The sequence below is a fragment of the Actinacidiphila paucisporea genome (assembly GCF_900142575.1).
Lineage (GTDB): Bacteria > Actinomycetota > Actinomycetes > Streptomycetales > Streptomycetaceae > Actinacidiphila > Actinacidiphila paucisporea.
Genome location: NZ_FRBI01000032.1, coordinates 63,329 through 76,092, shown reverse-complemented (window position 1 = coordinate 76,092; position 12,764 = coordinate 63,329). Strand labels below are relative to the sequence as shown.

At 69.9% G+C, this 12,764-nt stretch carries 10 protein-coding genes; 8 read left to right on the top strand and 2 right to left on the bottom strand.

All coding sequences use genetic code 11. From position 1 onward, the window contains the following. Window positions 1–38 precede the first annotated feature (38 nt). The 3 genes from BUE44_RS31470 to BUE44_RS31460 all read left to right on the top strand — a co-directional run bounded on the left by BUE44_RS31470 (window position 39) and on the right by BUE44_RS31460 (window position 2,375). Window positions 39–497 (top strand): MarR family winged helix-turn-helix transcriptional regulator, encoded by a 459-nt coding sequence (locus tag BUE44_RS31470; RefSeq protein WP_235002650.1) that lies wholly within the window; start codon window positions 39–41, stop codon window positions 495–497. Further along, the gene (locus BUE44_RS31465; protein ID WP_073502426.1) at window positions 494–1,927 is read left to right on the top strand and encodes an MFS transporter; all 1,434 of its coding nucleotides are present in this window, start codon (window positions 494–496) and stop codon (window positions 1,925–1,927) included. The genes BUE44_RS31470 and BUE44_RS31465 overlap by 4 nt, the downstream gene beginning before the upstream one ends. Window positions 1,928–2,189: 262 nt before the next feature. Continuing rightward, entirely contained in the window at window positions 2,190–2,375 is a 186-nt protein-coding gene (locus tag BUE44_RS31460; protein WP_073502425.1) for a hypothetical protein, read from the top strand. Window positions 2,376–2,680: 305 nt separating this feature from the next. On the opposite strand, the gene BUE44_RS31455 is transcribed toward BUE44_RS31460, so the two are convergent. Further along, complete coding sequence (locus BUE44_RS31455) at window positions 2,681–3,349, bottom strand: alpha/beta fold hydrolase (RefSeq protein ID WP_073502424.1); 669 nt, start codon at window positions 3,347–3,349, stop codon at window positions 2,681–2,683. A gap of 292 nt (window positions 3,350–3,641) precedes the next feature. Between BUE44_RS31455 and BUE44_RS31450 the strand changes: the two genes are divergently transcribed. The 4 genes from BUE44_RS31450 to BUE44_RS39905 all read left to right on the top strand — a co-directional run bounded on the left by BUE44_RS31450 (window position 3,642) and on the right by BUE44_RS39905 (window position 8,506). After that, window positions 3,642–4,343 carry a helix-turn-helix domain-containing protein gene (locus BUE44_RS31450; RefSeq protein ID WP_073502423.1) on the top strand — a complete coding sequence of 234 codons (702 nt, stop codon included), beginning with the start codon at window positions 3,642–3,644 and terminating at the stop codon, window positions 4,341–4,343. Between the two features lie 437 nt (window positions 4,344–4,780). Next, window positions 4,781–6,121, top strand: a complete 1,341-nt coding sequence (locus tag BUE44_RS31445; protein WP_235002646.1) for an RICIN domain-containing protein — start codon at window positions 4,781–4,783, stop codon at window positions 6,119–6,121. Window positions 6,122–6,173: 52 nt separating this feature from the next. Further along, window positions 6,174–7,979 carry a ricin-type beta-trefoil lectin domain protein gene (locus tag BUE44_RS31440; RefSeq protein WP_159450319.1) on the top strand — a complete coding sequence of 602 codons (1,806 nt, stop codon included), beginning with the start codon at window positions 6,174–6,176 and terminating at the stop codon, window positions 7,977–7,979. Then, complete coding sequence (locus BUE44_RS39905; protein ID WP_079190247.1) at window positions 7,904–8,506, top strand: cellulose-binding domain-containing protein; 603 nt, start codon at window positions 7,904–7,906, stop codon at window positions 8,504–8,506. Before BUE44_RS31440 ends, BUE44_RS39905 begins: the two co-directional genes overlap by 76 nt. Before the next feature lie 135 nt (window positions 8,507–8,641). Here the strand turns inward: BUE44_RS39905 and BUE44_RS31430 are convergent, their stop codons facing one another. Further along, window positions 8,642–10,585, bottom strand: coding sequence for a family 43 glycosylhydrolase (locus BUE44_RS31430; RefSeq protein ID WP_107415906.1), 1,944 nt, complete (start codon window positions 10,583–10,585; stop codon window positions 8,642–8,644). Between the two features lie 727 nt (window positions 10,586–11,312). On the opposite strand from BUE44_RS31430, the gene BUE44_RS31420 reads away from it, so the two are divergent. Next, the gene (locus tag BUE44_RS31420; RefSeq protein ID WP_073502418.1) at window positions 11,313–12,752 is read left to right on the top strand and encodes a GuaB1 family IMP dehydrogenase-related protein; all 1,440 of its coding nucleotides are present in this window, start codon (window positions 11,313–11,315) and stop codon (window positions 12,750–12,752) included. Window positions 12,753–12,764 lie beyond the last annotated feature (12 nt).

Below are 12,764 nucleotides of genomic sequence, written 5' to 3'. Positions count from 1 at the left end.
TCCATAGATTCTAAATATAAAACTGTTATGCTTTGAGCATGAGTCGTCACGACACCGCTCCTGGCGCGTCCGCCGCCATCGGGGCAGCCCTCTACCGCCTGGCCACCAGGGCCGCGAGACGCCTGCCCCGGGACATGAGCCTGACGTCCGCCGCGACCCTGGCCACCCTGGACCGGACCGGCCCGCGGCGCATCACCGATCTGGCCGCGGTCGAGGGCGTCACCCAGCCCGCGATGACGACCCTGGTCCGGGTGCTGGAAGAATCCGGCCTGGTCGAACGGCGGGGCGACGCGTCCGACAAGCGGGTCACACTGGTGTGCCTGACCCAGGCCGGCGCCTCCTACGTCCACACGCGGCGCCAGGCGGGCGTCCACGCGCTCGAGCAGCTGATCGACGAGCTCACCGGCGACGAGATCGAGGCACTGGTGGCGGCCCTCCCGGCGCTGACGCACCTGGCAGAACTCGAAAGCCAGGACCGCGAAGGGCCGAAGCAGTGACCGGCCAGCCGGTCGGCGGGGCCGCGGTGAAGGCGTCCCCGGTGACGCGTTCCGAGACGCGGCTGCTGGTCCCCGCCCTGATGTTCATCGCTCTGGTCGTGGCGGCGGTCGCCAGCCTGGGGACGCCGCTCATCACCAGCGTGGCGACCTCCTTCCACGTCTCGCTCGGCAGCGCGCAATGGACGCTGACCGTCGTGCTGCTCAGCGGCGCCGTCGCCACGCCGGTCCTGGGCCGGCTCGGAGCCGGCCCCCACCGGCGGGCCACGATCCTCGCCACCCTGGCGGTTGTCGTCGCCGGCAGCGCGCTCACCGTGCTACCGCTGCCGTTCGCGTGGCTGCTGGCCGGCAGGGCGGCCCAGGGCGTCGGGCTCGGGCTGACGGCGCTGATGATGGGCGTGGCCCGGGACCACCTCCCCGAGGAGCGCAGCGCGGCCGTGATCGCCCTGATCTCGGTGGTCTCGATCATCGGGGCCGGCGTCGGCTACCCGCTGGCCGCACTGCTCGCCCAGTTCGGCGGACTACGGGCCGCCTACGGCCTCGGCCTGGTCGTCACCGCCGCCGCCCTCCTGACCGCGTGGCGCTCCATACCCCAAGCCCCACAAGGCCGCTCCGCCCACGTGGACGTGACAGGCGCGGTCGTCCTGGCCGCTGCGCTGCTCCTGGTGCTGTTCCTCGCCGGCGAGCGGAATCTGTGGAGCCGGCACCTCGCCGTGGCGGCGGGTCTCGCCGTCCTCGCGCTGGTGCTGCTCTGCGTCTGGGCCGTCATCGAGCTGCGCAGCACCACGCCCTTGGTCGACGTGCGGGCGGTGCGGCACCCGGCGGTCGCCGGGGCGAACCTCGCCATGTTCGTCGGCGGGATCGGCATGTACCTCCTGCTCACGCTCATCACCCGGTACGCGCAGACACCGCACGGCGCCGGCTACGGCTTCGGGCTGACGACCTTCGTCGCCGGGCTGGTCCTCATCCCCTTCTCCGTGCTGGGGTTCGCCGCCGGCAAGCTCACGCCGCGGGTCCGGACGCGGATCGCCGACCCCCTGCTGCTGGCCGGCAGCGCCGTCGTGGTCGGCGGCGGGTTCGCCCTGTTCGCGGCGGCCCGGTCGGACCTGGCCGAACTGTTCGCGGCGATGGGCGTGCTCGGCTTCGGCGTCGGCGGCTTCTCAGCCGCGATGCCCGGCGTCATCCTCGCCGTCACCCCCAAGGGCCAGACGTCGAGCGCCATGAGCTTCAACTACGTCGTCCGCAGCGTCGGGTACTCCCTGGGCAGCGCCATCGGCGGCCTGATCCTCGCCGCGGGTACCGGCCCCGGCCACCTCTACCCCGACGACAGCGCCTACACCACCGCCGCGCTGGTCGGCATCGGCGCCATGGCGATCACGACGCTGGCAAGCCTCGCTCTCGCCCGCCGGCGCTCGTCCCAGACCAACCCGTAAGTGGGCCGTTCGAGCCCGACGCTCCACGACATCGAGGAATCCTCCATGACCAGCGCCACCGGCAGCCGGCTCATCACCGCCCCCGCCGACCGTATCCGCGCACTACTCCTCCAACCCCGCCGACTGCCCGACTGGAACCCGGCATTCCTCTCCCTCACCGGCCCAAGAGGAAGCCCTCCTCGACCAGGACTACCGACTCCGCACCCCGCCCAACCTGCACGGCACCTTCCGCTACACCGAGATCAGCCCACACCGCATCCGGATGGAATGGACCGTCCCCGGCATGCACGAGCAGGGCGAATGGACACTGCGCGACAAGGGCTCCGCCACCGAGGTACTCCACTCGGTCCAGCGCACAGGACCACTGGCCGCCGTCCTCCGCCACACCCTCGACACCCTCCCCACCCTCCGCCTCGACCGCCTCACCGACACCGCAGTCGGCCGATGAGGCACTACGAAGTGCCCGTCAGCGGGTGCTCCGCCTGAATCGGGCGCTGCGCGGGGCTCAGTACCTCGAAGGCAACCCAGCGGGAAGGACGATCGCCGCGGAGGAACTCCCGGGCGCGAACCGGGCGAACGTGGCCAGGTCGGGACGGCGGTAGGGGCGGTCAAGCCGGTCGACGTCTGTTGGATGGGGCGCTGCCCCCTTCTCGGCTTCCGGATCCCGGCCGCGCGCCCGGAGCAAGTGCCCCCCGGGAATGCCTCAACCCGGACGACGGCAGGATTGATGCGCGCCCGGCCGACCTGCGCAGTTCACTCTTTGAGCAGGACAGCGGCGACCGCCTCGGGGGCCTCGAGCATGGCGTTGTGTCCGGTGGGAAGGTCGTGGACCTGCCACTCGGGATCGGCTGCGAGCCGGGCGCGGAGCCCGGCGAAGGGCGTGCGGTCCTCCCATCCCGCGCAGTAGACGAACTCCCGGCGGGGGACCTGGTCGGCGGCGCCTGCGAGCCGGATCGTCTGCAGGAACGCGGCGAGGGGGTGGGGGCGTCGGCGAGGGTCGCCGCCTTCGGGCGGTCGGACTGTGTAGCCGGTGGCTGCGGCGCCGGTGGCAAAGACCTTCCGGAAGTGATCGTTCGTCGCGGACCAGCACGATTCGCCGTCGCGGGGTACGTAGGCGTCGAGGTGCACCAGTCGTGAGACCCGGCCGCCGGCGCGGTCGGCGGCCGCCGCGACGACCATACCGGCGTAGCTGTGGCCGACCAGCGTCGCGTTCTTGATGTGATGGCTGTCGAGGTGCCGCAGGACGTCCTCGGCGTGCGTGTCGAGGTTGGCGGCGGCGGCCGCCGCGTGATCGTCATCGGGTCCCAGACCGGTCAGGGTCAGGGCGTGAACGGTGTGACCGGCACGCTCCAGCAGCGGAACCACCGCCTCGTACGCCCAGGCGCCCTTCCAAGCACCGGGCACAAGGACGAACGTCGTCATAGCTCTTCTCCTTCTTGCCCAAGTTCTCGCGCGAGTCGCGCCACGGGGGCGGGCTGCCCCGGTGACCTGTGCTGCGGTCGGGCGTAGGGCGCGGCTGAAGACCACCGCGCTGAAGAGAAGTCTCACTGGATCACTGCGCGACGTGCTACCGATACCATGCCAAGTGATGCCTGTTCGCCGCCAACCTCGCCCGACCGCCGGGGTGACGTCACAGACGTGGCCCTCAGGAGGCCGCCACCTGTGGCCGTCGGGCGGGACGAGCGAGGCGCAGTCGCATACGCGGGGGCACCTGGTGTACGCGGCCGGCGGAGTCCTGGCAGTTCGCACCGAGCGCGGGACGGCGATCGTTCCGGCCAATCGGGTCGCCTGGACCCCCGCCGGGTTCACTCACCAGCACCGCGCCCACGGCGACACCGACATGCGGATCGTCTTCCTCGCGCCGTCCCTCGCCCGGCTCGTCCCGGACCACCCCGCCGTCTTCCTGGCCTCCGACCTCGCTCGCGAGGTCCTGCTCGCCCTGACCGGCCCCCTCAACTACGACGACGAGACCGCGCCCCCCTACAGCCGCTCCGCGCGCTCCCGCCTCATGCGGGTCCTGGTCGATGAGCTCGTCGAAGCGCATGAGCAGCCCCTGCACCTGCCCGAGCCACGGGACGACCGGCTGCAGGCGATCGCCCGGATGCTGTACGAGACGCCGGCGGACAACGCCACGCTGGCCGAACTCGGCAAAAAGGCCGGAACCAGCCCCCGCACCGTCAGCCGGCTGTTCCGCAACGAACTCGGCATGACCTTCTACGAATGGCGCACGCAACTACGCATCTACCACGCGCTGGTGCTCCTCGCCGACGGCCACGACACCACCCACACCGCCTACGCCTGCGGATGGGCCAACCCCAGCAGCTTCATCGCGGCGTTCACCGCCGTCATCGGAACGACCCCCGGCCGCTACCGCAGCCGTGGAGCGGGCACCGCCCACCCGACTCCGCGGCGCTAGGGGCGCGGGGGAGCGCGCGGACGGGACGGCCGGTGGCGGCGAGACCCGCCGGTCCGGGAGATCCTGCTGAGCAGCCACAGGAGGGGAACAGGTCCTGATGAACGGGGTTTCTGACCCTCACGACATGGGATCTCTCCCTATGGGTCTGAGTGTCCTGATCCTTTCCGCGACTGAACGGATGTGTGCACCGACCCTTGAAGTCGACGCATTGCTGTGACATCTTCGCCCAGCAGCGGTCACATAGCAGCGCCATACATCCCATCACCGGACTGCCCGTTCCGCTCCGCACCCGTTTGTGAGCGCTAACAACGCAGTCGGGCATCCACTCTCGCTCTTCTCACGGGAGGGTCACCATGCGAATGCCGAGGCCGGCGCCAGGAGGCGCGAAAGCGGGCTGGGCGGGACCGGGGCGGTGGCCCCGGACGGTGCGGGCGGCCGTGGCCGCGGTGGCGGTCGTCGCGGCGGTGGTCGCGGTGATGTTCGTGGTGGCGCCGGCGTCGGCCCGGTCTGCGCCGGACGCCGCCGCCCCGCGGGCGGCCTCGGGCAACCCGTACCAGCGCGGCCCCGATCCCACGGTGGCGAGCATCGAGGCGACGCGCGGCCCCTTCGCCACGGCGCAGCTGAACGTGGCGCCGGGCAACGGGTTCAACGGCGGGGTCGTCTCCTACCCGACGGACACCAGCCTGGGTACGTGGGGGGCGTTGGCGATCGTGCCTGGTTACTCGGCACTGTGCGCCGACGAGGAGGCGTGGATGGGCCCCTGGCTGTCCTCGTTCGGGTTCGTGGTGATCTGCGTCGAGACCAACACCCGTACCGACAGCGCCGATGCCCGGGCCGCCGAGCTGCTGGCCGCGCTGAACTGGCTGACCACGCAGAGCCCCGTCAAGGGGCAGATCGACCCCGGTCGGCTCTCCGTGCTGGGCCACTCCGCGGGCGGGGCCGGCGCGATCCTGGCGGCGGAGCGCCAGCCGTCGCTGAAGGCGATGATCGGCCTGGCTCCGGGATTCCCCGGGAACGGCCTGAGCATGGCCACCGACACGGTGCCGACCCTGGTCATCGGCGGCCAGAACGACACGGTCGTCACCCCGTCGTACCTCAGCGGCCTCTACGCCACCCTGCCCGGCACCACGCAGAGCGGGTTCGCGCAGATCGCCGGGGCGGACCACGTGTATTACACCCGGCCCAACAACGTCGAGATGAAGCTGCTGATCCCGTGGCTGAAGCTGTTCGTGGACAGCGACACCCGCTACTCCCCGTTCCTCTGCCCGGCCCTGCCGGATCCCTCGGCCGTCTCGATCTACCAGCCCAAGTGCCCGTACACGCCCCCCGGTGGGTCGACGCCCCCGCCCAGTACGTCGAGCGGGCCCCCGATGTCGCCCGCCGGTGGCCGGCCGGTCCACGCGGTGGGCGCGGGCAAGTGCCTGGACGTACCCGGCCTCAGCGCCACGGCGGGCACACAGACGGATATCCGCACCTGCGACGGCGGGGCCGGTCAGCTGTGGACGCGCGCCTCCGCCGGCCGGCTGACGGTGCAGACCGGTGGCTCGACCATGTGCCTGGACGCCGCCGGACGGGGCGCCAGTCCGGGCACGAAGGTGCAGATCTGGCCGTGCAACGGCGGGTCGAACCAGCAGTGGAACGTCAACGCGAACGGAACGATCACCGGGACGCAGTCCGGGTTGTGCCTGGACGTGACCGGCGGATCCACCGCCGACGGCGCCCTGGTCGAGCTGTGGACCTGCAACGGCGGGTCCAACCAGCAGTGGACCTCGCAGTAGCCGCATCGACCTGCGCTGACCTGGAACCCATCGACAGAGAGGCTCAATGACGATGTCACGAGCAAGTCTCCGCGCCGTTGTCGTCGGCGCGCTCGGAATCCTGACGCTGGCGTCACTGACGGTGTCACCGGCGTCGGCTTCCAGCGAGGTGGTCCAGAAGTGGCTGACGACCTCGGATCTGGGCCAGCACCTGGCACCGCAGACCGACCTCCACTTCGCGGCCTCGTCCGCTTCGGGGACCATCAGCGTCAACGACGCCCAGACGTTCCAGGCCATGGACGGGTTCGGCGCCGCGATGACGGACACCTCGGCCTGGTTGCTGTCCGACAAGCTGAGCGGCACCGCGCACACGAACGTGATGAACGCGCTGTTCAGCCCGAGCCAGGGCATCGGCATGAGCTGGCTGCGCATCCCCATGGGCGCGTCCGACTTCTCCGCGACGGCGCAACCGTATTCCTACGACGACAACCTCTCGGCCTCCACGGGCGTGACGGTCGGAGTGGGTTCAGGCCGTTGCCTGGACGACACCGGGAACACCGCCAACGGCGTGCAGCAGTACGTCTGGGACTGCACCAGCGGCAACGCGAACCAGCAGTACACCTACACGAGCGCGTCGGAGCTGCAAGTCGCGGGCAAATGCCTGGACGCCAACGGCCAGGGCACCACAGCCGGCACCAAGGTGATCCTCTGGACGTGCAACGGTGCGAGCAACCAGAAGTGGACGCTCAACGTCAACGGCACGATCACCGGGGTGCAGTCCGGTCTGTGCCTGGACGTCAGCGGCGCGGGCACCGCGAACGGCTCCCTGGTCCAGCTGTGGACCTGCAGCGGTGCGACCAACCAGCGATGGACCCGGCCGGACCCCACGCTCGCGAACTTCTCGATCGCGCACGACCTCGGCTACATCATCCCCGACCTGAAGCAGGCCGCCGCGCTCAACCCGGGCATCAAGTTCATGGCCAACCCGTGGAGCCCGCCGGGGTGGATGAAGGCGAACGGTCAGATGAACAACACCAACCACGCCGGGTCGCTGCTCTCCACGAGCTACGGCCCGCTGGCGCAGTACTTCGTGAAGTTCCTCCAGGGCTACTCCGCGCAAGGCGTCCCGATCTACGCGATCACTCCGCAGAACGAGCCGAACTACCCGACCGCCTACCCCGGAATGGAGTTCAGCGAGCCGAGCGAGGCGAGCTTCATCGCGAACAACCTCGGCCCGGCGCTGGCGCAGGCGAACCTGTCACCGAAGCTGCTCGGCACCGACTTCAACACCGACCAGCTCAACAGCTACGCCGAACCGCTGATCAAGGACGCGGGCGCCGGCAAGTACCTGGCCGGTACGTCCTGGCACTGCTACGCGGGCAACCTCGGCGCCATGTCGACCATGCACACGGACGTTCCTGGCAAGGACAACTACGAGACCGAGTGCTCCGACGGCATCGACCCGCAGAACGCGATCGAGACCTTCATCCAGAGCAGCCGCAACTGGGCGCGGGCCGCCACGATGTGGAACATCGCCCAGGACCGCAACAACGGCCCGGTGATCCCCGGCGGCTGCAACGCCTGCACTCCGCTGATCACGATCGACCAGAGCACCGGGAACGTGACCTACAACGCCGCTTACTACTCCGTCGGGCACTTCAGCAAGTTCGTCGTCCCCGGAGCCAAACGCATCGCCTCCACCATCACAGCGAACCTCGACAACGTGGCGTTCAAGAACCCCGACGGTTCGATCTCGCTGGTCGTCTACAACACGTCGGGCTCGACGCAGTCCTTCAACACGGCGTGGAACGGCCAGACGTTCAGCGACTCGCTCGCCGCCCACGCCATCGCCACCTACAAGTGGACCCCGAGCGCCTGACGGCGCTCCCGTCCCGGGCCGCCGGCCGAAACCGAGCCACGGCTGCCCCTGCCGAGCGAGCGCTCGGCTCAACCGGGCCGGCCGGTTCCGGCCGCCGGGTCCGCCGCCACCACGGCGGACCCGGTCCCGTCACGGGGGCAGGGTGTCTCACGCCAACTGCGTGCGGCTCCCCGCCGACCACCGGAGGGACCACTACGGGCGGCACCGGCTCCTCGTCCTGCAAGGTCACCCTCACCCCGCAGACGTGGTCCGGCGGCTACACCGCCGATGTGACCGTGGCCAACACGGGATCCGCCCTCGTCGACGGCTGGAAGCTCGGCTTCACCCTCCCCTCCGGCCAGGCGATCACCGGTGCGTGGAACGCCGGCATCAGCCCCTCTTCCGGCTCGGTGACCGCCACGAACCTCTCGTACAACGCCCAGATCCCACCCGGCGGTAGCCAGCCCTTCGGCTTCCAGGGCACCGACACCGGCAGCTACGGCCCGCCCACGGCCTTCACCCTCAACGGCACAGCCTGCGCCTCCTGAACACCAGTGCCCGGGCGCCCCGCGCGCCCGGGCACTGGTGGCATCGGCACGGCACGGCACGGCATGACGCAGGAGCGGGCACCCGCGCGCCTCCGCGCGGGTGCCCGCTCGTTCAACGGTGCACCGGGGGGTGAGTCAGGGCGTGGACAGGGTGAACTGGCCGACCTTGACGGAGCCTCCGAGGGCCTGCGTTGCGTAGTTGAAGAGGGCGAACCGGTACCCCATGAAGAACTGCCAGCTGTTGTCCAATGTGAAGCCCGGCCCGAAGGCGGTGAAGTTGACGCCGTCGGTGCTGTAGGAGAAGTGTCCCTGCCTGCCGGTGCCCGGATGGATGTCGGCGTTGACGCGCAGCCAGACCCTGCCTCCGGACAGGGCGGTGCTCGCGACCTCCGTGCCGGTGCTGGTGGTGTTCCAGCTGCCGTCCATGGTGATGCTGTTCGTCATCACCAGCCGGGCGGTGCCGCTGTCGCGTTTGACGCCGATCCAGGCTGAGGAGTTGCGCAGCAGGGCGAGTCCTGCCCGGTCCCCGTCGTGCATGCCCGAGTAGTCCAGTGGGACCGTCGCGGTGGACGTGGGTCCCAGGATCCGGTGGGTCAGGGTGTTCCGTGCCGAGTACAGGTCGTTGGTCACCGTCGCGGTCTGCAGGGTCAGGCCGTTGTTCGCGGACCACTTGGTGTTGTCGGGGTTGTGGTTCCACTCCCACTCTGGCCCGAGAGCGGGCCCGGTGAAGGTGTCGGTGCCCGTGGGGGATTTCACCTCGCGTGGCGGAGTAGGCACGTTCGGGTACGGATAGGTGGTACCCCAGCCGCCGTTGACGGTCTGGAGTACCGGCCACCCACTGGAGTTCCACTTGATGGGAGCCAGCACCGGGACGCGTCCGCCGGGGTAGGAGTCGACGAAAGCCATGTAGTACCAGTCGCCGTTCTGCGTCTGCACGATCCCGCCCTGGTGCGGAACGCCACCTCCGACGATGGGGGTGCCGACGTTGTTGAGCAGCGGTTGTTCGGTGTAGGGGCCGAAGGGGCCGTTGGTGGACTTCAGGACGTATTCGGCGTTGGCCGGGTGGTCGACGAGGATGTAGTAGGCGCCGCCCACCTTGTACATGCGGTTGCCCTCGGTCGTTCCGGTGCTGGACGGATCGGTGAACACCGCCTGGCTGCGGACCTGGCTCAGCCCGTCGGCCGACAGCTGGGCGACGTAGTGGGTGCCGCTGCCGTAGGCGACGTACATCGTGTCGTTGTCGTCGACGAGCATTCCGGCGTCGTAGTAGCAGTTGTTGATCACCGAACCCCGCGTCCAGGGGCCTTCGACCGAGGAGGCGGTGTACATGTACGTCTTGTTGAAGTCGATGCAGCCCCCCCAGTAGAACTTGCCGTTGCTCTTGCGGTAGTTCAGGAACGAGGCCCACACGCCGTTGACGTAGGCGCGCCCGTTGCCGTTCAGGTTGTACTTCTCGCCGAAGTCGAGCGAGGGCACCGAGTGGCCGGCGAACTCCCAGTGGACCAGGTCGTAGGAGCGCAGGATCGGCGCCCCGGGCGAGTAGTGCATCGTCGAGGCCGAGTAGTAGTAGGTGTCACCCACCCGCAATATGTCCGCGTCGGCGAGGTCCTCCCAGAGCACGGGGTTGCTGAACGTCGACGGGGGACTCGTCGGCGGCGTGGTCGGGGGTGTGGTCGGGGGTGTGGTCGGGGGTGTGGTGGGAGGCGTCGTGGGCGGTGTGGTCGGCGGTGTGGTGGTGACACCGCCGGTGCAGGTGGTCCCGTTGAGGGTGAACGCGGTGGGGACCGGGTTGGTGGCGGTGTAGGCGCCGTTGAAGCCGAAGGTGGTGGATCCGCCGGTGGCCAGGCTGCCGTTGTAGGCGGCGTTGGTCACGGTGACCTGGGTGCCGCTCTGAGTGTAGGAACCGCTCCACAGTTGGGTGATGCTCTGCCCGGTGGCGAAGGACCACGTCAGCTGCCAGCTGGTGATCGGTTCACCGAGGTTGGTAACGCTCACATTGGCGCCGAAGCCACCCGGCCACGTATTCGTGATGCTGTAGTCGACCTGGCAGCCGCTCGCCGCCTGCGCCGATGTCGCCACGAACGAGACCCCCACGGCGGCCAGCGCCGTGGAGACCAGGCCGATCAGCCACGTTCTGAGGTGCGGTCTTCTGCGTTTGCGATCCACGAGTTTCTCCCTGGGTGTGCTCAACGTGAGGGGCTTTTGTTAGCGCTCACACACGCAGATGGGGGGATGCAGGGATTTACCGGGCCGCCCAGGTGGCATCCCTGCGCAGCACCGGGGACTCAGCCTGGCACGCGTCACAGAAGCCCCGCAAGAGGCCGACCGGCGACGCCGGCCCGCCGGTTCTCCCCCGTGCCGCGCCTCACGTACCCGCTCTCTTTCGCCGAGCCGCCCCCAGGTGGCGTACACACCCGCCTGGGCCGTAAGACCACGGCCGGCGTCGGCGCCGAGGATGGACCTCCTGCACGCGAAGGCCGGCGGGAAGGTGACCGACTCGAACCTCCGGAGCGACTTCAGTGCGGTCGTCGAGAAGGTCGGGCTATCGCGACGAGTCATGGACACCTCACGTCCGACACGTCTTCGCCTCGAACGCCATCGCGGGCGGGGTGTCCCTCCTGAAGGTCTCCCGTTGGCTGGGCCACTCTACAATTCAGATAACCGCGGACATCTATGGTCACCTGACCCCGGGCTCGGGCGAGAAGCTGAAGCGCGTGATGGACGAGGTGCTGGCCAGCGCCACCGTGCTGGTTCCGTGCTGACTTCGGCTCGCCAGCAGGGCAAAGCCGCAGGTGGGAGCTCCCCCGTGAAATTTCTCAACGATGTTCGGCCTCCGTACGACCTGACGTACGACGACGTTTTCATGGTGCCCGGCCGCAGCGCGGTGGGCTCCCGCCAGGGGGTGGACCTCAGGTCGCCCGACGGGACGGGCACCACCATTCCGCTGGTGGTCGCCAACATGACCGCCATCGCCGGCCGCCGGATGGCCGAGACCGTGGCCCGCCGCGGCGGCCTGGTCGTCATCCCGCAGGACATCCCGATCGACGTCGTCGCCGATGTCGTCGGCTATGTCAAGCAGCGCCATCTGGTGCTCGACACCCCGATCACTCTGGCCCCGGGACAGACCGTGGCCGACGCGCTGTCGCTGCTGCCCAAGCGGGCGCACGGCGCCGGTGTGGTGGTCGAGGACGGCCGCCCGGTCGGCGTGGTCACCGAGTCCGACCTGACCGGTGTGGACCGCTTCACCCAGCTGTCCGAGGTGATGTCCACCGACCTGCTGCTGCTGTCCGCCGACATCGACCCGCGGGACGCCTTCAACCGGCTGGTCGACGCGCACCGCAAGCTCGCCCCCGCGGTCGACGCGGACGGGCGGCTCGCCGGCATCCTCACCCGTACGGCCGCGCTGCGCGCCACGCTCTACGAGCCGGCCGTCGACGCCGAGGGCCGGCTGCGGATCGCCGCGGCGGTCGGCATCAACGGCGACGTGGCGGGCAAGGCCGCCGAGCTGCTCAAGGCCGGCGTGGACACTCTGGTGGTGGACACCGCGCACGGCCACCAGGAGTCGATGATCGCCGCGGTCCGCGCGGTCCGCTCGCTCGCCCCTTCGGTACCGCTGGTGGCGGGCAACGTGGTGGCGGCCGAGGGCGTACGCGACCTGATCGAGGCGGGCGCGGACATCGTCAAGGTCGGCGTGGGACCCGGTGCGATGTGCACCACCCGGATGATGACCGGAGTGGGCCGCCCGCAGTTCTCCGCGGTGCTCGAGTGCGCCGCCGAGGCCCGCAAGTACGGCAAGCACGTGTGGGCGGACGGCGGGGTGCGGCACCCGCGGGACGTGGCGATGGCCCTGGCGGCCGGCGCGTCCAACGTCATGATCGGCTCGTGGTTCGCCGGTACGTACGAATCGCCCGGTGACCTGCAGCAGGCCGCCGACGGGCGGCTGTACAAGGAGTCCTTCGGGATGGCCTCGGCCCGCGCGGTCCGCAACCGCACCAGCGAGGAGTCGGCGTACGACCGGGCCCGCAAGGCCCTGTTCGAGGAGGGCATCTCGACGTCGCGGATGTTCCTGGACCCGTCCCGGCCGGGGGTGGAGGACCTGATCGACTCGATCATCGCCGGCGTGCGCAGCTCGTGCACCTACGCGGGGGCCGGGTCGCTCGCCGAGTTCGAGCGCAACGCGATCGTCGGCATCCAGAGCGCCGCGGGATACGCCGAGGGCAAGCCCCTGCACGCCAGCTGGCAGTAGCTGCCGTAGCGT

Bases quoted from the DNA above. Each gene is read 5' to 3' on its own strand.
- BUE44_RS31470 (WP_235002650.1), top strand. From the start codon at position 39: ATGAGTCGTCACGACACCGCTCCTGGCGCGTCCGCCGCCATCGGGGCA.
- BUE44_RS31460 (WP_073502425.1), top strand. From the start codon at position 2,190: ATGGAATGGACCGTCCCCGGCATGCACGAGCAGGGCGAATGGACACTG.
- BUE44_RS31455 (WP_073502424.1), bottom strand. From the start codon at position 3,349: ATGACGACGTTCGTCCTTGTGCCCGGTGCTTGGAAGGGCGCCTGGGCG.
- BUE44_RS31440 (WP_159450319.1), top strand. From the start codon at position 6,174: ATGTCACGAGCAAGTCTCCGCGCCGTTGTCGTCGGCGCGCTCGGAATC.